The organism is Deltaproteobacteria bacterium, from assembly GCA_016874755.1.
Lineage (GTDB): Bacteria > Desulfobacterota > Binatia > UBA9968 > UBA9968 > DP-20.
The window spans coordinates 168,852-190,440 of the sequence record VGTH01000004.1; the positions used below are offsets into that span (position 1 = coordinate 168,852).

Consider the following 21,589-nt stretch of genomic DNA (forward strand, 5'->3'; position numbering starts at 1 on the left):
GGCTCTAAGTGCCGCGCCGGTTGCCAAACAATTCGATGTGCAGGCGCGGTGTGAAACCGTAGCCGGTTTTTTTGCAGAGCTCGACGATCCAAGCCGATTTCTGGCGCAGTTCGTCTCGCCGGTTGCCTTCGGGCATGAGCAAAACTCGCGTCGGGTCGACGCTTCTTAGCATACGGATCAAAGTGCGGATCTCGCTGAAATCTTCTGCTTGCTGCACGACGAATTTCAATTGGTAGTCATAACCATCGACGAATTGTTGCAAGACCTCTAGGTTACTCCGGCGCGCTTCGTGCATCGCGGCGAATTTTCCCCGCTGTTTTTTCCACGGCGTCGAATTGGCGAGCTTCGGGCTCAGCGAGATCAGGTCGCAATCTACGACTTTGAAGATCGTCGCCGCGGTTTCGATGGTGATATGTTTGCCGCGGCGCTTTAACGCCGCCGTGAGTTTGCCCAGCTCGGGCGCTATAAACGGTTCGCCGCCGGTCACGACCACGTGACGGGCGGGATATTTGCTTATCTCTTTGAGGATTTCACTCAAAGACCACTCTCTGCCCGTCGGACGCCAAGACGTGTAAGGCGTGTCGCACCAAATGCAGCGCAGGTTGCAGCCCGAAGTGCGCACGAACACTGAGGGCACGCCGACCAGTCTCCCTTCGCCCTGGATGGAATAGAAGATCTCCGCGATTCGCATAGTCGCAACTTAACAAGGCGGCGCGGCTGGTGCCACCTGCTTTTGTTTCGCTTGCCGGCTGTGATAAGTGTGTAAGCTTCGCACGGAGCGAAGAGAGACTCAGTAGTAACAGCAGAGCGCGTCATGACCCAGAACGCTATTCATATCCGCGGCGCCAAGCAGAACAATTTGAAAAATCTCGACATCGAGATTCCGCTCAATGCTTTAACCGTGATTACCGGCGTCAGCGGCTCGGGCAAGTCGACGCTCGCCTTCGACATTCTCTATGCCGAGGGACAGCGGCGCTACGTCGAGAGTTTTTCCGCCTATGCGCGGCAATTTCTCGACCGTATGGACAAGCCCGACGTCGAGAGCATCGAAGGCATTCCGCCGACCATCGCCATCGACCAGAGCCGGCCAGTGAAGACCTCGCGCTCGACGGTCGGCACCATGACCGAGCTGCACGACCATTTCAAATTATTATTTTCGAAAATCGCTGTGCTTTACTGCCGCGGCTGCGAGCGCGTGGTTGAACGCGACGGCGCGCCGTCGGTGCTGAAGAAAATATTGAATCTTGCCGAAGGCACACCGATGGTTCTGACGTTTGCGTTGTCGCCGTCGACGCTGCCGTGGGAAGAGGTGCGGTCCAATCTCCAGCGCGCCGGCTTCCACCGCCTGCTCGACGGTGAAACTTTGCGCGATCTTGAACAGCTGAACGAGGCGCCCGCAGGCGCGGAGTTGTTGCAGATCGTCGTCGACCGCTTCGCCTATCGCGCGGAGAATCGCAAACGCATCGCCGATTCGCTGGAACAAGCGTTTCACTACGGCAAAGGCCAGCTGACGCTGCATTTGCCCCAGGACAACTGGCGGCGCGAGCCGTTTAGCAATCATTTGCACTGCCCGCATTGCGATATCGCCTACCGCGATCCGGTGCCGAATATTTTTTCTTTCAATAGCCCGTTAGGCGCATGTGAAGCTTGCCGGGGCTTTGGCCGGGTGATGGACATTGACATGGACCTGGTGATTCCCGACCCGGGCAAATCGCTCGCCGACGGCGCGATCCGGCCGTGGATCAATCGCACACGGCGCACGCGCCGTTTGCTCGACTTTTGCGAGCGCCATCGGGTGCCGACCAAGAAACCCTGGGGCGAACTAACCGACAAGCAAAAACAGTTGGTCGTCGACGGCGACGGCGACTACAAGGGCATCCGCGGCTGGTTTCGCCGGCTCGAGCGTAAAAGCTACCGCATGCATGTGCGCGTCATGCTGGCGCGCTACCGGGCCTATTTAACATGCCCGGATTGCAGCGGCAGCCGCTTGAAACCGGACGCGCTGCACTATCGCATCGACGGCAAGGACATCGCCCAGGTCAACGCCATGAGCGTCGGTGCAGCGGCGCAGTTCTTCAACGATTTGAAACCAGCCGGCGCGCTGGACCAGGTGGCGAGCTTGATCCTCGACGAGATTCGCCGCCGCTTGAACTATTTGCTTGGCGTTGGCTTGGAATATCTCACCCTAGATCGCCAGTCGCGCACGCTTTCCGGCGGCGAGTTGGAGAGGGTGGATTTGACGACCGCCATCGGGTCGTCGTTGGTGAACACGCTTTACGTGCTCGACGAACCTTCGATCGGTCTGCATCCGCGCGACAGCCGGCGCTTGGTCGAGATTCTGCATCGACTGCGCGCCAACAAAAATACCGTCGTGGTTGTCGAGCATGATCCCGAGATCATCAAAGAGTGCGATCACATCATCGACCTCGGCCCGAAAGCCGGCGAGCAGGGCGGCGAGATCATGTTCGCCGGCAGCTACGATGCACTGTTGAAAGACGAAAACTCGTTGACCGCGGCTTATCTCAGCCAGCGCAAAGCGATCCCGATGCCGGCCCGCAGCCGCAAGCCGTTATTTCAACGGGCGATCAAAATCAGGGGTGCCTGCGCCAATAATCTCAAAAATATCGATGTCGAAATTCCGCTCGGCTTGTTCGTTTGCATCACCGGTGTTTCTGGTTCGGGCAAATCCAGCTTTGTCGAAGACGTCCTGCACAAGAATTTGAAAAAACTCAAAGAGGCGCCGACGGCCGGCGTGGTCGATTGCGCGGCCATCGACGGCGTCGACAAGATTTCCGAAGTGGTGATGGTCGATCAGTCGCCGGTGGGCACGACGCCGCGGTCGAATCCGGCGACGTATATGAAAGCTTTCGACGGCATTCGCAAGCTCTTCGCCACCGCCGATCTGTCCAAACTGCGCGGTTACACGCCGTCGACTTTTTCTTTCAACATCGAAGGCGGCCGCTGCGAATCGTGCCGCGGCGAAGGCTACGAGAAAGTCGAGATGCAGTTTCTCTCGGACGTCTACACGACTTGTCCGGAGTGCCATGGCAGCCGCTACCGCGAAGAAATTCTCGAAGTCACTTATCGCAACAAGAACATTCGCGAGGTGCTCGATCTGACGGTCACCGAGGCGTTGGAATTTTTCAAAGACGTCAGCGAAATCAAGGCGGCCATCGAGCCGCTGCGCGCCGTGGGATTGGAATACGTTCGATTGGGGCAGCCGCTGACGACATTGTCCGGCGGCGAGTCGCAGCGTTTGAAACTTGCGGCGCATATGGCGCGCGCTAGAAAGTCGGGCACGCTGTTTATTTTCGACGAGCCAACCACCGGGTTGCACTTCCACGACATCGAACGGCTGCTGTGGGCCTTTAACGAGCTGATCGAGCAAGGCCACTCCATCGTTGTCATCGAACACAACATGGAAGTGGTGAAATGCGCCGATCATATCATCGACCTCGGCCCGGAGGGCGGCGACCGCGGTGGTGAAATCATCGCCACCGGGACGCCGCAGCAAATCGCGGCGGTGAAAGCGTCGCATACCGGTGTCTATCTGCGGTCCTATGTCGATCGAAACAGCGCGTCGCCGTTTGCCGCGACTCTGGAAAAAGCGGCGCAGGAGGCGGACGCCGCGGCGGCGGTGCTCGACGAAAACGCCATCGCCATCGTCGGCGCCAAGGAACACAATCTAAAAAACATCAGCCTGAACATTCCGCGCGACCGCTTTGTCGTGATCACTGGTCTCAGCGGTTCAGGAAAATCGTCACTCGCCTTCGATATCATCTACGCCGAAGGACAGCGGCGTTATATCGACAGCTTGTCTGCTTACGCGCGGCAATTTTTGGAAGTGATGGCGCGGCCCAATGTCGACCTGCTCTCGGGCATTCCGCCGACGGTGGCGATCGAGCAGCGGCTCAGCCAGGGCGGCAAGAAATCGACTGTCGCCACGGTCACGGAGATTTACCATTATCTGCGACTACTCTACTCCAAAGTCGGCAAGCAGCACTGTGTCCAGTGCGGCCGGCAGATTCACTCGCTGACGCGCAGTCAAATTCTTGACCGCGTCGCGCGCTCCTATCGCGGCAAGGAAGTGATGATCTTGAGCCCAATCATCCGCGGCCGCAAAGGTTTTCACAAGGAAGTGATCTCGGGCGCGCGCCGCTTGGGCTATCGGCGCGCGCGCATCGACGGCAAGTTGGTCGACCTGCGTGCGCCCGAGTTAACCAACGGCCTAGAGCGTTTCAAAGAGCACGACATCGACGTCGTCATCGGCAAGGGCAAAGCTGGCAGCCGCGAGGTCGAAGCGATGGTCGATCACGGTCTGCGCTTGGGCAACGGTGTGATTCACCTGATTTCGGAGGGCGGCGAGCAGGTGTTCAATCAGAAACTGTTTTGCTTGCAATGCGGCATCGGCTACGAGCCGCTCGATCCGCGGCTGTTTTCGTTTAACAGCCGCCAGGGAGCATGCGCGCAATGCAGCGGCATGGGTTTTCAGTGGGACTTCGATGCCGATTTGATCCTTGCCGACCCGCGCAAATCGGTGCGCGAAACGCTCGACGTCATCGGCGAATCCTTTAGCTTGAACGCGGCCCATTTGCGGCGCGCCATGGAGCGGCTGAGCGAAAAGCTCGAAGCGCGCTGTGAGATGGACACACCATTCGCCAAGCTGAGCAAAAAAGAACAGGAAGAGGTTCTTCACGGCGGCACCGGCCGCGGCAGCGCGCGCGGCATCATTCCCTTCCTGCGCGAAATTTGGGGCGACGGCGAGGATGAAGCCAATCAAGAACTGAGCGAGCTGCTTTCGGAAACGGCGTGCAGCGCTTGCCAGGGGCTGCGCCTGAACCCACGCGCGCAGGCGGTGCGCGTCGATGGCAAGTCGATCTCGCAGGTGACGGCTTTTTCCGTCGAAGCGGCGAAAGAGTATTTCGATTCTTTAGAGTTGGCGCAGGGCGACAACGGCAGCGCCGAGCGCGACCGCGCCGTCGCCGACAAGATCTTGCGCGAAATTCAGCAGCGGTTGGCGTTTCTCGCCGAAGTCGGCTTGCCTTATCTGACCCTGGACCGGCGCGCCGATACTCTGTCGGGCGGCGAGGCGCAGCGCATTCGTCTGGCGGCGCAGCTGGGCTCGAACCTGCGCGGTGTCTGTTACATCCTCGACGAACCGACCATCGGCTTACATCCGCGCGACAACGACATGCTCTTGCGGACATTGAAACGGCTCGAAGAAGTCGGCAATAGCGTGCTCGTAGTCGAGCATGACGAAGCGACGATGGAATCGGCCGACCTGATCATCGACTTGGGTCCGGGCGCCGGCGTGCGCGGCGGCACGGTGGTTTCCATCGGCACGCCGGAGGAGATTCGCAAGAATCCCAATTCGCTGACGGGCGCCTATCTGCGCGCACAGCACAAACGGCTCGGGCCCGAGCGCGCGTTGAAAAAAGCCAATTGGCTGACCATCAAAGGCGCCAAGGCGAACAATTTGAAGAACGTCGACGTGCGGTTGCCGCTGGGCATGTGGACATGCGTGACGGGAATTTCTGGTTCGGGCAAGAGCACGCTGGTCAAAGAAGTGCTTTACAAAGGGCTCAAGTTGAAGCTCGGCCAATTTGCCGGACGACCCGGCGTTTACAAAGAGATCGTCGGTTGGGAGAAGTTGGAACGTATCGTCGAAGTCGATCAAACCCCGATCGGCAAGACGCCGCGCTCGGTGCCCGCCTCCTACGTCGGATTGCTCGACGAAATCCGCAAGCTCTACACGCTGACGCCGGAAGCGCGGCTGCGCGGCTACACGCCGAGCCGGTTTTCGTTCAACGTCAAAGGCGGCCGCTGCGAGGAGTGCGCCGGGCAGGGGAAGATTCGCAAGGAGATGAACTTTCTCCCCGATGTTTTTATCGACTGCGAAGCCTGCAATGGCCAGCGCTTCAACGAGGAGACATTGAGCATCCGCTTCAACGACAAGAGTATTTCGGATGTTTTTCGCATGACCGTCGAAGAAGCGGTGCCGTTTTTCCAGGCGTTTCCGAAAATCGCCCGGCCGCTGAAAATCCTCGACGACATCGGCATGGGCTACATCACCCTCGGTCAGGCGAGCAACACGCTGTCGGGCGGTGAAGCGCAGCGCATCAAGCTTGCCTATGAGCTGGGGAAGGAATCCCACGGCAAAACGCTCTACGTGTTGGATGAGCCGACCACCGGTTTGCACTTTGCCGACGTGGAAAAGCTGATCCAGATTCTTCACCGCCTGGTCGACATGGGGAATACGGTGGTCACCATCGAGCACAATCTCGACATCGTTAAGGACGCCGATTACCTGGTTGACCTGGGTCCCGAAGGCGGTCAGGACGGCGGCCGCGTGGTCGCTTGCGGCACGCCGGCGGAAATCATCCAGGACGGCAAGCAGTCTTTCACCGCGCGCTTCTTGCGTGACTATCTCAATGGCGGTGCCAAACCCGTCAACTCAAAGAGACGGCGCGAATCGGTGACGGCTTAGTGCTGTGGCGAGTAGAATCGTTTCGTTGCTGAGTTACGCCCTGTGGCTGCGCTGCCCGCGCTGTGGCATCGGCAAGCTTTATGAGAAGCTCTTTCGCATGCGCGCCCGCTGCGCGCGCTGCGACCTCAAGTTTGAAAGAGAGCAGGGCTATTTTGTCGGCGCGATTTACATTAACTACGCGGCCACGGTCGGTGTTGCGGTGCCAGGGTTCTTCCTACTGGACGCTTTCGCGGGCTGGACCATCGATCAGCAGCTGTCGCTCTGGGTGCCCTTTGCCGTCATCTTTCCGGTGATGTTTTTCCACCACTCACGCAGCGTGTGGCTCGCGTTTGATCATTTTTTCGACCCGCCGGACAGGTTGTATCCCGTGCCGCCGAAAAATTAAGGGGTCTGGCGTCTCGCGGCTACTTGCCGCGCCTCTTGTTCCTTTAGGTCTCTTTTGTCGCTTTTTTCCTCTGAGCTTGCACCGCCCGCCGCGCCCACTGGCAAAGCTCGTCGCTATTCTCCAGCACATCCACCGGCACCTGATAGTAGCTTTTTATTGTCTGTCGCGCGTTGGGCCTAAACGGTTTCATCTTGCGCTTGCGGTACTCATCGACCGTCGTCTCGTCTATTTTGAAATAAAGCTTGCCTTTGTTGACGACGGCAAAGCAGGTTTCGGCTTGGTACAAGGCGAAGCTGCCGAACATGCGGCGCGCTTCGACGTCTTCTAGTGCTTGCAGCTGGTCGAGCACGAAATCTCTGAATGATTCGTCTTTCTGGTTCATCCGATGGCCAAAAAAATTAGCCCTAGCACCATGGCGCCGGCCGCGGTTAGCCGGCGCGTGGCATCGCCTTCGGCGAGCAGCCGCGTGCCCATGATCGTGCCGATGAGAATGCTGATCTCACGCGCCGGTGCGACGTAGCTGACCGGCGTAAATTGCATCGCTGTCAAGACGAGAATGTAAGAGAGCGGTATCAGCGCCGCGATGCTGATCGCTTCGTAGCGGTGCTCGCGCCATTCAATCTTTGTCTGCGGCCAAAAGTGAATGGCAAAAGGTGTCAGCATGATCGCCCGTCCGAGGTTGGCGCCCCAATCGAGAGCAAGCGGCGAAAGCGCGAAGCGGCTGACCGCGTGTTTGTCCCACAGTGTATAGGCCGCGATGAACAAACCGGTGATGAGCGCGTACATGATTGCCCGGCGGCTTCCTTGCGCACGAAAGTTCGCGCCGCTGAAACTCAGCAATGCAACACCGGCGAGAATCAGCGCGGTGCCGAGCATGGCTAACCACGACGGCCGCTCGCCGAGAAAAACAATCGCCGCGAGGCTCGATAGCAGCGGTCCTGTGCCGCGCGCCAGCGGATAGACGAGCGACAAATCGCCGACGCGGTAGCCCTGGTTGAGCAGGAGAAAATAGGCCGTGTGCAGTGCCGCGCTGCCGGCCATCAGACCGATCTGCATGAAGCCGATTTCGATCTCCCACACGACGATCATGCCGATCGTCAGTGGCGCGTAGAGCACTGCTGATGCCACCGCAACGATCCAAGTAAACGTCGCGTGGCCGCTCGCTTGTTTGTTCAGCAGGTTCCAGGTCGCGTGGATGAAGGCGGCGACCAGAATGAGAATGAGGGCCCAGAGAGTCACGGCATTAAGCGGAAATAGCTCTATCCATCAAGTGCGATTGAGTCGCCGACGCGAATCACACCGCCGCGGAGTACCTCGGCGCGCAAGCCGCCGCGATGGATTAGGCCGCGCATGACCCCTTTGATGCTGAGTTGTTCCAAGTGCATGCATGGCTCGCACAGGCGCGTGCCACGCAGTACAACCTCGCCAACGCGAAACTCGCGTTCAACGAGATGATTGAGGGCAACGCCGCGCGTTATGAGATTGCGTCGCGAAAGCCCGGGATCGAGAGCGATTTGATACTCGCGCTGCAGCGCTTCGAGCGCCTCGATTTCAATCAACGTCACATCGCGGCCATTGCCGGGATGGTTGGAGTAAGTGCCAAGCTGGGCCGCGTAGCGATCGCCCTCAAGCCCTTTGCCGGGCCAGGCTTGCACGCTGGCAACTGTTTGCATCGGCGCCGCCGCTGTTGGCGCAATGTGGATCGACAGGACTGTGCCCCATCCGTAGCGCGTGTTTTCTGCTGAAAATTCCATTTGACACTAACCTTTGCTTTGTTTCCAGATAAATCACTCTAGGCAGCTTCGCAGCAAAAAGTGGTTTTGCCTGGGAGTTCCAGCGGTTGTCCTGGTGCCCAGTGTGGATGATCATATCTAACATGGATACGACCTTCGACCTCGGCAATCTTCTAGTGCCCACGCCACAAGGTGGGTTGCGTATAGGCAACACACGCGTTTCGCTCGACAGCGTTGTCTACGCCTACCGCGACGGTGCCACCCCAGAAGAAATTTGCCAAGACTACAGAGCGCTGTCCCTTGCCCAAGTCTACGCCACCATCGCCTGCTACCTGAACAACCGCGATCAGGTCGACCGCTATCTCGAAAATTCAGAGCAGTGCGCTGAAGTTATTCGTCAGGATCTCGACAGCCGTCACAAAGAATTCCTTAAAGACCTGCGCCAGCGCCTCGACGTTGCGCGCCAAGCGCCAACGCGCCGCTGGCGCAGTCAAATACCTCTTCGACCAAGACTTCAATGGTCGTATTGTTCAGGGTGTCCATCGAAGGTCGCCGAGCTGCGATACGGTGACCGCACAGGAAGTCGGTCTATCCGAGGCGCCCGACCCGGGATGTGAGAATGGTCAGCAGCTGAAGCGCGACTGGTGGTTTCGCATGACCACCGAACCATGCGAGCGTACGCAGAGGAACGGTTAGGTTCCCAACTACCGATGCGTAGTCTCATCTTAATCCATCAACCGGCTAACGTAGGAGAGGCGATTGACAGCTTGGTGCTGGTCGCCGAAAGCTCTGCCGCCGAAGAATGGGATGTTAAGATCGTGTTCCTGCCGTTTAAGTAGCTGAGCAATCGTTCGCCGATTCGCTCTCATGCTGACGTCTTCTTCTTGCTCACCAACCCGGTGACTTCCGGCGTCTGCATGCCTTCTTTGAGGAGATTGCAGCTGCCTTGCTCGAGAATCTCCTGGGCCAATTTCTTGGCGCCGCTGATCGCGGCTTTTAGAAATCCCGAGCCGTAGCTGACGCGGGCAACGCCGAGGTCCTGCAACTCCTTGACGCCGGGGGATTGCGGCCCGGCGAGAATGCTGATCGGTGCTTTGACTTCTTTGGCGACTCGGCCGATGGTCTCGGCGCCGTGAAGGTTTAAATAGAAAATGCAGTCGCCGCCGGCTGCCGCATAGGCGTTGCCGCGCTTGATCGCCTCGTCAAGAATTTTTTTCGGGTCATCTTTCATGACGTGGAACGCATCGACGCGGGCATTTAAAAAAAACTCACTGCCGAGGTCTTTTTTGGTTGCCATCACCGAACTGATCTTGCGCAGGTGCTGCGCCATCTCGACCAAACCACTGCCGCCTTTGCCGGTGCTGTCTTCGAGGTTCATGCCGGCGACGCCGCGCGCGACCAGCGCGCGCACGGTCTCTTGGACGCCGTGCTCATCGCCATAACCTTTCTCGCCGTCAGCGTTGAACGGAACCGACACAGCCGCTGCGAACTGGCCGGAGGTCTCGACAAAAAGATCGCGGCTCATCACTTCGCCGTCCGGATAGCCGAGCGCTGCGGCGATACCGCCGCTGGTGCCTTGGATCGCTGGGAAACCAAGGTGTTGGAAAAGCAGTGCGCTCAAGACATCGTAGGCACCGGGCATAACCAAAATCTCCGGCGCGCGCACCAGCTCGCGCAGGCGGCGGCTCTTGGCGTTGGCGGCGGCTAAGATCTCGGCAGCTATGGGTTCCATGGGGACACCTCCAGGATCGATGCGGTATCGTATGCCAGCACACCGATGCATCGCAAGCAGGACCAGCAGACTATTTTGCTGCAGAGCTGTAGTGCGCTAGCTCGGCGCGCAGCGACCTCTCGCCCTGCGCCATGGCCCAGCGATGATTCGCAGCAAAGATCGGCTTGAGAATAAACGACAAATAACGCAGCAGCGGCTTGTCAGCGCGAATCTGCCAGTCGTAGCGAATGTTGGCCCAAGCGCCGTCCTGTTTGAATGTCCAGCGACCCGTGCCGACAAAGTCACCCCACGCTTCGAGCGCGAGGCCGTGCGGAAAATTCACCTCGGTGACACGGAACTGCCAGCGCAGCGTGTAAGGTAGCCAGCCGCGCGTGTAGAGATCGACGATTTTGCCAACGCCTTTTTCATTGCCGGGCGAGAGCTCGCGCACATCGAGATAGACCGACGGCCACCAACGTGGCAGGTCGGCGGCGTTGCTGATGATGCGATAAACCTCTTCGATTTTGGCTTCGATGCGCCAATGCGTGACGAAACGATAATCGTTGCTCGCCATCTGTGGTTACGGCTTTTTGTGCCAATTCACCAGATGTTCGCGCTCGTTGATAGACAAAGCGTCTGCGCGGTAATGGCGGTCATAGAAGTCGATATCGAGATGACCGGCCTGGAAACCAAGCACTGTGCGAAATGGCGGCAAGTAGGCAGGGAAGCGGCCGTAGCGGCCATGAATGTATTCACAGTAGGCCACCGTGGCAGCGATGGTAGCAGCGCTGATGTCTGCGACATCATTCGATATCTTTGCCGGATTGCGCCAGGCGCTATTTTGCGCGCCGCCACGAAACAAACCCTGCGCGCCGTACTTCACGTCGATCACCGCTTCAACCGCCGCTTTCATTGTCGGGTAATAGGGCGGGCAATAAGGCTGCAGCAAAACGTTGCCGTCGCGCTCCAAGCCCACCGCATAGGGCACGTGTTGATTGCGCCCAAGTAAAGTCATGACTGCGCGCGTCAGGCGATTGGCGCCAAGATAGTTGCCCACCGGCATTTCGTTCATGCGGAAATCGAGCGCCTGAAACCAGCCGTATTCATGCTCGGCAAAATTGGGAAAGCCGCCGAGTCCCAATGCTTGCGCCATGAGACCGAGGTTTTGCAGCATCATGCCTTGCTCGGCGGTGACGAACTCTGTGACCATCGTCTCCAAGCGTTGCACGGTCAGCACGCGCCCACTGGCCGGATTGTCAATCAGGTGGCCGCCGCGGCTACGACTGAATTGCTTCAATCCCGCCGGTTGGAAATTGGCCCGCTCGTCTACCACAAATGCCCCGGTGTGCTCGTTGAAAACCTCCAGCAAGCCGTTGATGTACATGAAGGTCAGCTCGTTGATCGGCAGAAAATAAGTCGTGCCCGGCGTGTAGAGCGACCACCGATTGACGTTGACGTTGAAAAATGGCACCAGCGGCGGCGCAGCGCGGCCGTGCTTAATCTTGATTCGGCTTTGGCGGTAGAGCTCGGTGTAATTGCCCTGGTGCGCCGCGTCGATCAGTTGGGGAATCGCGCTGGGTAGAAAATCCTGCGGCCGTTTGATCACGTAAGTCGCGTCGTCGTTGGTCACCACCAGCGACACGGTCTGAATCGCATCGCCGCTGGCGATGGTTCGTCCCAACGAGCGCGCGACAATGGCGCCGCCCTGAGCCGCGTCAAAGTTCAGATCGAGCAGCGCGTGGCCGGTGATGCCCGCCGCCGCGAAAACCAGCAGAGCTTCTTCCTCTTCGGTGAGCGGCAGCGGCGCGTGCTGACTGTGAAAAGCCAGCGGCCCGCTCGCCATTTTCATCCCTAGGCTGAAACGGCGGGAGCGGCGTTGGATTAGAGCATCGATGAGAGGATAGGCACGAAGTTCCTTGTTCACTGCGCCAACCGATCTAGCAAAACAAAAACTGCGCCTGGTTGGGGCTCAGCCAGACGCAGTCTCAAGATAGCAAAGAACGCCAGCGGTGCGGTCTCAAGCCACGCCGGTGTCGAGCAGCTGGCAGATCATGTCTTTTAGAGATGGATCGATGGTGTCGAGGCGGCTCACGGCGGGACCACCAGCCAACGATGCGACGATCTCCGGCAGGTCTTCCTTTTTCACGCCGGCGTACCAATTCTTTTGCGGGTGAACAACAACGTTGGGACCGAAGTCGCAGCCGCCAAAGCAGATATATTCCTTCACTTCGGCATCGACACCTTTTGCCGCGACCTGTTCTTTTAGCTCCTTGAGCAAAGCTTCCGAGCCGCGGCTCAGACAATCGACGTTTTGGCACACATAGCAGGTTTGTTTCATTGCTAACTGTCCCCTTGTTCAGATGATTCCAACTATTTATGGAAAAGCCCCGAGGCAGTCAAACGCCCGCAACTTGCTAGCGCGTTATCGTGCATCGATGGCCTGGATGGCGATTTTGAACCCGCTTTCGACATCATCGTATTCCGGCCGGGTAGCGTCGAAATATTTGCGGCCTTCAATTAGTTTATTGTGCAACTGGACGTCGTTTTTGGGGATGTCGATGCGCGCCGAATTGGGCGGCTCGTCGGGGTCGCCGAGTTTCTGCAGCGCCATCTGTCCCTTGCGCGAGAGGAACCAGTTGACGAAAACTTTCGCGGCGTTGGGGTTGGGGCCGTTGCTTGGCAACGTCAGCGTGCCGCCACCCACCGAGAAGCTGGCTCCTTCCTTCCACAGACTGGTGTCGAAGATTTCGATCGGTAAGCCCTGATTCTTCGCCTTGAGTGCGCCGGAGCAGCCAAAGCAGATGGCGAATTTGCTTTGCGCCAACCAGTCGATCATCTGGCGCGAGTCGCGGCTGAGGGTCATGCCCTTGTTGCCGAAGAATTGTTTGAGGAACGCCGGGCCGAGCTCGGGCTGGTAATAGAAAAACTGCATGGTGGAGCCGATTTCCGTCTTCGTTTTCGGATCGAGGCCGACGATTCGGTTGCGCCACTTGGGCGAAAGCAAGTCGTAGTAAGAGCTGAGCTCCTGCGGATTGACCAGTGTGGTGTTGTAATAGAGCTGCGCCGCGCTGGCATTGGCGATATAGGTCACAACGTATTTGCCTTCGGCATCCAGGTAGCGAATCTTGCCGCCATACCATTTCGATGCATCGATAACTTCCGGCAGCATCAAGGCCGGCTGGATCGGCTCCAACGCTTTGGCTTGCTGATGGAGAATTCGATAGTTGGACGAGCCCAGGCCAACCACATCGGCAAGAAATTTTCCCGCGCGCCGCTCAGTCGTGATGCGCGTGACGATCTGCGCGCCGGTGCCAGTGAGAAGGTAAGGGCGAATCTCGGGGAAATCTTTGCGGAACTCATCGAGCACCTTGCCGTAGCGGTACATGTAGATGTTGACCTTGCCCTCTTTCTTGGCGGCCTCGAGGGTGGCTTCCCATTGACGTTGGGCGGGGAATTCTGCCGCATTGGCGGCGAGTGCGATGCCGATTAGGATCAACGCGAGAGTAAGCGCTGTGATGTAAATCCGACGCTCAGCGGTTGGCTGGTGCACAACTACCTCCAACGAATCGGCGGGCTTGATTAGCTACGCTGCCAAATGACGACGCCGTCGTCAAATGGCAGATCGCGATAGAAGATCTTACGAGGGCTTCGATACGAGCACCATGGGACCGGTGGGGGCGGTGGTGGTGCCGGCGGGTTCGAGGGTGACTGCAAAGGTCTCGACGGGTTTGTTGTCGCCCGGGGGGTTGATGTGCAACCCACCACTACCCTTGGCATCGGTTTTGATCGTACCGACGTACCGCGGCGCGGAGTTCTGCGCGATGGTCCAGACCGCATACATGTTTCCTGCGGCCGCGGTCGGCAAATCGCTCGCGAAAATATGCCCCTCGCCGGATGGGTTCCAGAGAAAACGGCCTTTGGCGTTGGGTGTCGGGCCGCTGCCATAGAGGGGATAGTCGCGTGTCGCCGGGTCGCGCAGTAGATCGATGACTTGGCTATAAACCGTATGGCGCGGCTCGTATTGCATTCGGTAATAGCCGCCGCCGATGGCGAGGCCAACGATGCCGGCGGCGATGGTTCCCATCACTTTCAGCCACGGCCTTGGTTGTTTGCCTTGTGCCGGTGCGATTGGCACGACCTTTTCGCTGCCGATTTGCTCCATCAAGTGAGTCTTTACGGTCGGTGGCGGATTTAACTGTCGCAGCGAGCGCGGCAAGAGATTCACCGCCTCGCGGGTTTCCCGCAGGTGGGACTCACAGACGATGCAGTCGGCCGCAAGGTGAGCTTCGAGGTCTTTGAGTTCCGCACCGTCGAGGGCCCCGAGCGCGTAGCTGTCGACGCGCTCGAGCCAGTTATCGTGGTCGCTGACCATTATGCTGCCTGGGTCCCCAACATGTCTCTTAGACGCTGCATGCCGCTGCGCATTCTAGTTTTTACCGTGCCCAAGGGCTCATTTAATTTATCGGCGATCTCCGATTGGCTTAAACCGTCGAAATAGGCCAGCTCCAGCACACGCCGCTGCGCTTCCGGCAGAGTGGCCAGCGCGCTATTCATCGTCAGCTTGGTCTCCGACTCGGACGCGCTCGCTTCCACATTGTCCCCCGACTCCGCCTTTGCGGGATCGTCGGTGAGAACAAAGCTCTTTTCCATTCTACGTATGGAACGGAGCCTATCGATTGCCCGGCTGCGGGCAATGTTGATCAGCCAGGCTTCCGGTGTGCCGCGCTCGCGGCTGTAGTTAGCTGCTTGCCGCCACACTTGCATGAACACTTCCTGTAACAAGTCTTCAGCATCCGATTGGGCGCGCAGCATGCGCAAGGCAAGTGAATAAACTAGAGACGAGTAGCGATCGTAGAATTGACTGAAGGCGTCGCGATCTTGCGTCGCAATTTGTTGGATCAAGACAATCGGCTCAGCGGCGGAGGTGGCCATGACGGTTTCCGTTTTGTCCTTTGTCGGTTCGGCTACTCCAACATGTCGTTATGCATAGTGGTCTTCAGGAGCATCAACGAACCTTCATCGGTGCGGGTGTCAAAGTGATAGCTGTTCGGTTCGGCCCGGTGATAGTCGCCTTTACGCAGCAATCGGCCGCCGCAATAGCAGCTTCCTTCCAGAACCAACAGCTCTTCGGTGTTGGTATGGCGATGATTGGCGTAGCGGGAGCCCGGCACCATGCGGCATAGCGCGGTGACGACGCCGGTTTTTTCGTCGCGGTGCAGCACCTTGACGAAAATCCCCGGTGCCATCTCCGGCCAATCGCCCTCGGCGGCATGGACAAAGAGTAAGCCTGCCTTGTCTGAGCCGATGCGCTCTAAGAGCCGTGCTTTCTGTTTCGATGCTGGGGCTACGGGCGCCAGTGAGGTTGGTAGATGCGCAAGAGCCGCGCTCGATTCCTTGACCGTTTTTTGGCAAAGGGCACAACCTGAGGCAAGATGCCCTTCAAAATCGCGCAGTTCTTCGCCCTCCAAAACCCCCAGAGCAAAGAACTCAGCCTTTTCTTGCCACTCTTCGTGTTCCAAGATTTTCCCTAAAATCAGGTCATTCTAGACCACAGGTTTCCGTGGCGCAAACAAACCCTTTACACACTACGAATGAGGCCTGGTTATCGGATTTCGCGGGCGGATTGTGCGCCAAAATTAACGAAAATTTTTCCTGTCATAAATCCGCGACAAAACCTCCAACGTATTCACGATAGAAACGACGGTGCCATATGCGATGCCTTCACCCTCCCTGAACGGGCTTCCTATACGTCAGCCAGGGTACATTCGTTCGCTTTGAAAGGAGATTCCGTGTGAAAAATAAGCCGAAGGAGATTCAAAACCCTTGGGTTCTATGTAGTTTGTCGATCGCTGTCGTTCTGGCTTTGGCGTTCCCGAAGCCGGCTTCGGCTGTGTTGGTGAATATCAACAGCAGCGCTTTGAACGGCACCGCGGCACGCTTAGACTTCCAGCTGCTCGATGGTGATCTAACAGCGAATAACTCGGCGACGATCGCCGCGCTGAGCACGAACGGAACGTTGCAGGGAAGAGATTGCAGCGTCGGTTGCGCCGGCGGCCCGCCGTTCGTTATCAACGACGCGCTCGGGTTAGGACAATTCATACAAGATCTGCTGTTGAGCACCGTGTTGTCGTTCGATCTTGGGTTAACGAACAACTTTGCCGGCGGGGACGCCGATTTGCTGGTGCTGAACTTGCTCGATCCAAATAATAATTTCAGCCTGATCGATACCGATCTCGATGCCCTAAGCGCGGCGGTGCCCTATCAAGACGCGTTGTTGGTGTTCAATTTTCAGACTGGGCAGTTCTTATTTCCTAATGTTTCGAGCCCGGCGATCAGCGCTGCGCGCGTGGCGGAGCCCAATGGTGCACTGCTGTTTGGCGTCGGCTTGATTGCTTTGGCCACCGTCGTTCGTCGCAGGGCGCATTACTGCGCGGTCGCAGCATCGATCAAAGTAAACAAATAACTTACAGGAGGAGTGTCCGATGAAATCGCTAAAGGAAAGATTTCGCTACCTAGTCTTGTTTCTCGTTGCCTCGCTCACGGTTGGCTCGCCGACGCTGACAGTGTGGGCCGCCAATCACCGCGAGGCGCCGATTACGGCATTGGATCAGAAGGCAGACATTACAGACTGGTTCGCGTTCGTCAGCTACGACGACCCGACCAAAGTGACAATGCTGCTAAACGTCGATCCATTACTCGAACCGGCCAATGGTCCCAACTATTTTCCCTTCGATCCGGAAATTCTTTATGAGATGAAAATCGATAACAATCAGGACGGCAAGGACGACGTAATATTTCAGTTCCGCTTCAATACGGAAATTCGCTTGCCGGGGGTCTTTACCAGTTTTGTCGGAGTCGGAGGAGGTGGTTCAGTCGCGCCAGGCAATTCTCCCGCACCGGTGCCGCCCGGCGCGCTCATCGTGCCGGGAGAAATCACCAAGTTGGACGGTCCTGGTTCAGAAGGGTTGAGCTTGCGCCAGAACTACACGGTGACGATGCTTAAGCGCAATGGTAACGGCAACTCGTGGCAGACCACTAACCTTACGGGAAACCGCAAGCTCTTCGCGGTACCCAGCAACGTCGGCCCGCGCACTATGCCGAGGTACGACGATCTCGCTCGTGAAGGCATTTACAATCTAGGCAATGGAGTCAAAGTCTTCGCCGGCACCGTCGACGATCCGTTTTACATCGATCTCGGCGCGGCATTCGATACGTTTAATTTTCGTCCCAGCGCATTCGGCACGAACGTGCCCGGCGTGCTCACCGATGCTCAGGATGCCGACGACACGCGCAACTTCGCACCTGACGCGGTGGCAGGTTTTAACGTCAATACGATTGCCATCGAGGTGCCGATTACGCTGCTCACGAGCGACGGCGCAATGCACCCGGCCAACAATCCCAAAGCCTTGATCGGGACCTATGGCACCACGTCACGCCCGCGCACCAAGGTTTTGCCGAGCAAGCCTGGTGGCAAACCGGCGTTGTCGGCCAACTATGTGCAAATTCAACGCATGGGCAATGCGCTGATCAACGAACTGATCATCGGCCCCGGCGATAAAGATAAGTTCAGCATGAGCGAGCCCAAAAACGATGCGCAGTTTGCCAATTATTTTCTCGATCCAGTCCTGGCGCGGGTGCTCAACTCCCTCTATGGCGGCGCGGTGCCGATCCCGACGCCACCGCGCGTGAATCCAGCTAACCCAGCTCAAGATCTCGGACCTTTAGCGTTCTATTCGACGCTGCTCTGTCCTGGTTGCCAGAATCTACAGCCGGGACCCATTGCCGACTTCCTGCGCCTGAACACCGGCATTCCTCCGACAGCGAAGGCTAACCGCAAGCGGCTCGGCGCCCTAGCCGGCGACTTTGGCGGCTATCCCAACGGCCGGCGGGTTTCCGACGACGTAACCGACATTTCGGCGCGCGCGGTGGTGGGAGTTTTGGCGGGCGGCGTGTTCGCCAACTTCCCGAACAATCGCATTGGCGATGCGGTCAACAGCAATGACCGGCCGTATCAGGAAACCTTTCCGTACGTGGCGTTCGCCAACAGCGGCCGCAACAGCCGGCACCAAAATCCAGGAACCCCCGGTTGTGCCGACGCGCTGTCGTTTCTGGCGAAGGATTGTCCAGTTGATTGACGTGATAAACCTGGCGAGCTGCCGCACCGACGAAGTGCGGCGGCTCGTTGGAGCAAAGTAAGGCCTGCAATGGTGATGAAACTTACAGCAAGAACTTTAGTCATAGTCGGGGTTTTTGCAGTCATCGTGTGGCCCGGAGTCGGCCGAGCGGCATCATCTGCGACGGACCGGCTCATCGCCCAAGCGCAATATAAGATCCAGCGCAATCCCAACAACGCCCAGGCGTACTACGAGCTGGGCGATGCGCATATTCAGAAAGCTCGTGCGAGCGGCGACATGAGCCAGTTTGATCTCGCCGAGAAAGCGCTGAGAAAGTCGCTCGATATCAATCCAAAACAGAGCGGCGTGTTGCGCCATCTCGCGCACGTGTTGTCGTCGCGCCACGATTTTGCCGGCGCTGCCGTAGAAGCGCAAAAAGCGATTGCCTTGAACGACAAAGATGCCGACGCCTACGCGGTCTTAGGCGACGCCTATCTCGACATGGGCAAGTACGCCGAAGCGGAAGATACTTACAAGAAAATGATCGGCTTGAAGGAAAGCCTGTCGACCTACAGTCGGCTCTCGGGATTGAAGAGTCTAAAAGGCGATAGCGACGGGGCCATCGCCGATCTCAAGAAGGCGATCGCGCTTGGCATCGAGCAAAACCAACCGGCTGAAAGCGTCGCCTGGGCGGAATGGCAGTTGGGCATGGAGCACTTTGCGGTGGGACGCATTCAAGACGCGAAAAAGGCGATGCATGCCGCTTTGGAACGACAGCCAAACTATCATCGCGCAATCGCAGGGCTTGCACAGGTGCGGGCGGCGCAAGGCAAGCACAACGAAGCGATCAGGCTCTATCAAAAAACTTTGGCAGCGATTCCCAACCCCGAACACGCCGCGGCGTTGGGCGACGTGTACAAAAAGCTTGGCCGTAATGCGGACGCCAACAAACAGTACAAACTCGTCGAATACATCGGCAAGCTTAACTCGCTCAATCAGGCGCTGTATAACCGCGAGCTGGCTTACTTCTATGCCGACCGAGACATCAAACTGCCGGAGGCGCTAACACTGGCGCAGAACGAAATGAAAGTGCGTCAGGACGTGCAAGGTTACGATCTACTGGCGTGGAGCCTTTACAAGAACGGCCGCTACGAGGAAGCGAAGACGGCGATCGCCGAAGCGCTGAAGCTCGGTACCCGCGATGCGAAATTATTTTTTCACGCCGGTATGATCCACAAGCGGTTGGGTGAAAACGACAAGGCGCGGGATTTTCTCCAACGCGCGGTGGCGACCAATCCGCAGTTTCATATTTTGCACGCCGACGTGGCGCGCAAGGCGCTGGCCGAGGTAAACGCACTGGTGCGCGCGGCTAAATGAGGCGATTTATGCACTTGAAGCGAAGGCTAAAGAATAGCTTGTTAATCCTATCAGCGTTATTGCTCGCGTTGCCCTTGGTCGCATCGGCCCATCCGCTCGGTAATTTTAGTATCAACCACTATGGCGGCATTCGCATTGAAGCGGAGCGCGTCGAGTTGCGTTATCTGATCGACATGGCGGAGATCCCCGCCTTTCAAGAAATTCAGGAAGGTAAGATCGTTGCCGAAGCGAACCATCCGTCGCTCGCTGGCTATTTAGCTAGCAAGTCAGAAGCGCTCAAACAAAACCTGCAGCTGGAAGTCAACGGCCGACGAGTGGCGCTGCAAGTGGAGAACAAGGAAGTTATTTTTCCTGAAGGCGCCGGCGGCTTGCCGACTTTGAAACTGGCGGTCACCTATAGTGGTCATTTCGCACCGGGCGCCGCTGACCTGCGCCTGCGCTATGTCGATCGCAACTACCCCGATCGTATGGGTTGGAAGGAAGTGATCGTGAAGCCCGGGGTGGGAGTTAATCTGCTGCAAAGCACGGCGCCTGCGAGCGACCGCAGTAATGAGCTGAGCGATTACCCCGCGGATTTACTGAACAGCCCGCCGCAGGATCTCGAAGCGAGTGCGGTTTTTTCCGTTATTGCACCGGTAAAGAGTTTGGCTGGTGCCGAAACGCCAGTTACTCCGGTCGTTCAAGGGAAAAGCGAAATCAAAGTGACGAGCAAACCAGCGGCGACTGTGAGCGCCGCGGAGTCGAGTATTTCGGCAGATAGCATAGCAGCTATGCCGCCCGTCAAAGTCGAATCAAGCATCAAGCCGCCAAAGCCGCTGCAAGCAAGCCGGCAGACGACACCGCGCAACGCTTTCACGGAATTGATGGCAACACCGCAGTGGAGCGTGACGATGCTGCTATTCGCGTTGGTCGTTGCGGCAGGTCTCGGTGCGCTTCATGCGCTGGAGCCGGGTCATGGCAAGACGTTGGTCGCGGCTTATATGGTCGGATCGCGTGGCACGATCAAGCATGCAATGCTGCTCGGCTTGATTGTCACTGTGGCGCATACTGCCGGCGTGTATCTGCTCGGCGCGGTGACGCTCTACGCTTCACAGTATATTGTTCCGGAAAAACTTTATCCGTGGTTGACGCTAACTTCCGGCCTGATGATCTTGGGTTTGGGCTGTGTCTTGTTCCTGCGCCGTTACCGCGGCGACGGCCAGCACCATCACGGGCATTCTCATTCCCATGGCGGGCATCACCACCACCATCACGGGCACTCTCACGGTCACTCGCATGGTCACGACCACGGCCATCATCACCATGATGCCAGCAAAGAAGTTTCGCTGAAGCAGCTGCTGACACTTGGCATCAGCGGCGGCATCGTGCCATGTCCCGCTGCTTTGGTCGTGTTGCTAAGCGCGCTGTCGCTCCACCGTGTTGGCTTTGGCTTATTGCTGATCGTCGCTTTCAGTATCGGCTTGGCCGCAGTGCTGATCGGCATCGGTATGCTCATGGTCTACGCGCAAACTTTCGCCGCGCGTTTCAAAGGCACCGGACCACTGACAACGCGCTGGCTGCCGCTGACTTCGTCGGCGTTTATCGTGCTATTCGGTGTCGCGCTCACTTGGCAGGCGCTGCAGAGCCAGTTCTGAGGGTTGTTTTGCCGATTTGCCGCCAGACCCTAGAGGAAGAAAATCTTCTGTGCGTGCTTAGGTCGGTGAATTGTGCGCCTGAATCTGTACTTCAAATGATCATGATTATTTGAAGCGGCACTTCAAACGATCATAAGTGCCCGAATTG

19 protein-coding genes are annotated in these 21,589 nt (G+C 57.8%); 7 read left to right on the forward strand and 12 right to left on the reverse strand.

Annotation, left to right across the window (positions count from 1 at the left end):
* Positions 1–4: 4 nt before the first annotated feature.
* Positions 5–691 carry a 7-carboxy-7-deazaguanine synthase QueE gene (locus FJ145_04140; protein ID MBM4260615.1) on the reverse strand — a complete coding sequence of 229 codons (687 nt, stop codon included), beginning with the start codon at positions 689–691 and terminating at the stop codon, positions 5–7.
* Positions 692–814: 123 nt separating this feature from the next.
* On the opposite strand from FJ145_04140, the gene uvrA reads away from it, so the two are divergent.
* Positions 815–6,487, forward strand: a complete 5,673-nt coding sequence (uvrA, locus tag FJ145_04145) for an excinuclease ABC subunit UvrA (GenBank protein MBM4260616.1) — start codon at positions 815–817, stop codon at positions 6,485–6,487.
* 4 nt (positions 6,488–6,491) lie between these two features.
* Positions 6,492–6,872, forward strand: coding sequence for a DUF983 domain-containing protein (locus tag FJ145_04150; protein MBM4260617.1), 381 nt, complete (start codon positions 6,492–6,494; stop codon positions 6,870–6,872).
* A gap of 43 nt (positions 6,873–6,915) precedes the next feature.
* Here FJ145_04150 and FJ145_04155 read toward each other — a convergent pair whose 3' ends face one another.
* Genes FJ145_04155 through FJ145_04165 form a run of 3 tightly spaced genes read right to left on the reverse strand, consistent with a single transcriptional unit; the run spans position 6,916 to position 8,626 of the window.
* Positions 6,916–7,254: a TfoX/Sxy family protein gene (locus tag FJ145_04155; GenBank protein ID MBM4260618.1), complete on the reverse strand. Its 339-nt coding sequence runs from the start codon at positions 7,252–7,254 to the stop codon at positions 6,916–6,918.
* Positions 7,251–8,111, reverse strand: a complete 861-nt coding sequence (locus FJ145_04160; protein ID MBM4260619.1) for an EamA family transporter — start codon at positions 8,109–8,111, stop codon at positions 7,251–7,253. Before FJ145_04160 ends, FJ145_04155 begins: the two co-directional genes overlap by 4 nt.
* Positions 8,112–8,131: 20 nt before the next feature.
* Positions 8,132–8,626, reverse strand: a complete 495-nt coding sequence (locus FJ145_04165) for an MOSC domain-containing protein (GenBank protein ID MBM4260620.1) — start codon at positions 8,624–8,626, stop codon at positions 8,132–8,134.
* Between the two features lie 122 nt (positions 8,627–8,748).
* Between FJ145_04165 and FJ145_04170 the strand changes: the two genes are divergently transcribed.
* The gene (locus FJ145_04170; protein MBM4260621.1) at positions 8,749–9,222 is read left to right on the forward strand and encodes a DUF433 domain-containing protein; all 474 of its coding nucleotides are present in this window, start codon (positions 8,749–8,751) and stop codon (positions 9,220–9,222) included.
* Positions 9,223–9,470: 248 nt separating this feature from the next.
* Here FJ145_04170 and FJ145_04175 read toward each other — a convergent pair whose 3' ends face one another.
* From FJ145_04175 to FJ145_04210, 8 genes are all read right to left on the reverse strand, one after another.
* Complete coding sequence (locus FJ145_04175; protein ID MBM4260622.1) at positions 9,471–10,388, reverse strand: isocitrate lyase/phosphoenolpyruvate mutase family protein; 918 nt, start codon at positions 10,386–10,388, stop codon at positions 9,471–9,473.
* A 19-nt stretch (positions 10,389–10,407) separates the two neighbouring features.
* The gene (locus tag FJ145_04180) at positions 10,408–10,890 is read right to left on the reverse strand and encodes a polyketide cyclase (GenBank protein ID MBM4260623.1); all 483 of its coding nucleotides are present in this window, start codon (positions 10,888–10,890) and stop codon (positions 10,408–10,410) included.
* A gap of 6 nt (positions 10,891–10,896) precedes the next feature.
* Complete coding sequence (locus FJ145_04185; GenBank protein ID MBM4260624.1) at positions 10,897–12,165, reverse strand: hypothetical protein; 1,269 nt, start codon at positions 12,163–12,165, stop codon at positions 10,897–10,899.
* A gap of 168 nt (positions 12,166–12,333) precedes the next feature.
* On the reverse strand, positions 12,334–12,654 hold the full coding sequence (locus FJ145_04190) for a (2Fe-2S) ferredoxin domain-containing protein (protein MBM4260625.1): 321 nt from the start codon (positions 12,652–12,654) through the stop codon (positions 12,334–12,336).
* 84 nt (positions 12,655–12,738) lie between these two features.
* Positions 12,739–13,866 carry an extracellular solute-binding protein gene (locus tag FJ145_04195; GenBank protein ID MBM4260626.1) on the reverse strand — a complete coding sequence of 376 codons (1,128 nt, stop codon included), beginning with the start codon at positions 13,864–13,866 and terminating at the stop codon, positions 12,739–12,741.
* Between the two features lie 87 nt (positions 13,867–13,953).
* Complete coding sequence (locus FJ145_04200) at positions 13,954–14,688, reverse strand: anti-sigma factor (GenBank protein MBM4260627.1); 735 nt, start codon at positions 14,686–14,688, stop codon at positions 13,954–13,956.
* The gene (locus FJ145_04205; GenBank protein MBM4260628.1) at positions 14,688–15,248 is read right to left on the reverse strand and encodes a sigma-70 family RNA polymerase sigma factor; all 561 of its coding nucleotides are present in this window, start codon (positions 15,246–15,248) and stop codon (positions 14,688–14,690) included. The genes FJ145_04200 and FJ145_04205 overlap by 1 nt, the downstream gene beginning before the upstream one ends.
* A 32-nt stretch (positions 15,249–15,280) precedes the next feature.
* Positions 15,281–15,835 carry a hypothetical protein gene (locus FJ145_04210; GenBank protein MBM4260629.1) on the reverse strand — a complete coding sequence of 185 codons (555 nt, stop codon included), beginning with the start codon at positions 15,833–15,835 and terminating at the stop codon, positions 15,281–15,283.
* A gap of 272 nt (positions 15,836–16,107) precedes the next feature.
* Between FJ145_04210 and FJ145_04215 the strand changes: the two genes are divergently transcribed.
* The 4 genes from FJ145_04215 to FJ145_04230 all read left to right on the forward strand — a co-directional run bounded on the left by FJ145_04215 (position 16,108) and on the right by FJ145_04230 (position 21,441).
* Positions 16,108–16,779, forward strand: coding sequence for a hypothetical protein (locus FJ145_04215; protein MBM4260630.1), 672 nt, complete (start codon positions 16,108–16,110; stop codon positions 16,777–16,779).
* A 19-nt stretch (positions 16,780–16,798) separates the two neighbouring features.
* Positions 16,799–18,451, forward strand: a complete 1,653-nt coding sequence (locus FJ145_04220; protein MBM4260631.1) for a DUF4331 domain-containing protein — start codon at positions 16,799–16,801, stop codon at positions 18,449–18,451.
* Positions 18,452–18,520: 69 nt separating this feature from the next.
* Positions 18,521–19,807: a tetratricopeptide repeat protein gene (locus tag FJ145_04225; GenBank protein ID MBM4260632.1), complete on the forward strand. Its 1,287-nt coding sequence runs from the start codon at positions 18,521–18,523 to the stop codon at positions 19,805–19,807.
* Entirely contained in the window at positions 19,804–21,441 is a 1,638-nt protein-coding gene (locus FJ145_04230; GenBank protein MBM4260633.1) for a hypothetical protein, read from the forward strand. The genes FJ145_04225 and FJ145_04230 overlap by 4 nt, the downstream gene beginning before the upstream one ends.
* Positions 21,442–21,589: the final 148 nt, after the last annotated feature.

Bases quoted from the DNA above. Each gene is read 5' to 3' on its own strand.
- FJ145_04140 (MBM4260615.1), bottom strand. From the start codon at position 691: ATGCGAATCGCGGAGATCTTCTATTCCATCCAGGGCGAAGGGAGACTG.
- uvrA (MBM4260616.1), top strand. From the start codon at position 815: ATGACCCAGAACGCTATTCATATCCGCGGCGCCAAGCAGAACAATTTG.
- FJ145_04155 (MBM4260618.1), bottom strand. From the start codon at position 7,254: ATGAACCAGAAAGACGAATCATTCAGAGATTTCGTGCTCGACCAGCTG.
- FJ145_04165 (MBM4260620.1), bottom strand. From the start codon at position 8,626: ATGGAATTTTCAGCAGAAAACACGCGCTACGGATGGGGCACAGTCCTG.
- FJ145_04170 (MBM4260621.1), top strand. From the start codon at position 8,749: ATGGATACGACCTTCGACCTCGGCAATCTTCTAGTGCCCACGCCACAA.
- FJ145_04175 (MBM4260622.1), bottom strand. From the start codon at position 10,388: ATGCATCGGTGTGCTGGCATACGATACCGCATCGATCCTGGAGGTGTC.
- FJ145_04180 (MBM4260623.1), bottom strand. From the start codon at position 10,890: ATGGCGAGCAACGATTATCGTTTCGTCACGCATTGGCGCATCGAAGCC.
- FJ145_04185 (MBM4260624.1), bottom strand. From the start codon at position 12,165: ATGAAAATGGCGAGCGGGCCGCTGGCTTTTCACAGTCAGCACGCGCCG.
- FJ145_04190 (MBM4260625.1), bottom strand. From the start codon at position 12,654: ATGAAACAAACCTGCTATGTGTGCCAAAACGTCGATTGTCTGAGCCGC.
- FJ145_04200 (MBM4260627.1), bottom strand. From the start codon at position 14,688: ATGGTCAGCGACCACGATAACTGGCTCGAGCGCGTCGACAGCTACGCG.
- FJ145_04205 (MBM4260628.1), bottom strand. From the start codon at position 15,248: ATGGCCACCTCCGCCGCTGAGCCGATTGTCTTGATCCAACAAATTGCG.
- FJ145_04220 (MBM4260631.1), top strand. From the start codon at position 16,799: ATGAAATCGCTAAAGGAAAGATTTCGCTACCTAGTCTTGTTTCTCGTT.
- FJ145_04225 (MBM4260632.1), top strand. From the start codon at position 18,521: ATGGTGATGAAACTTACAGCAAGAACTTTAGTCATAGTCGGGGTTTTT.
- FJ145_04230 (MBM4260633.1), top strand. From the start codon at position 19,804: ATGAGGCGATTTATGCACTTGAAGCGAAGGCTAAAGAATAGCTTGTTA.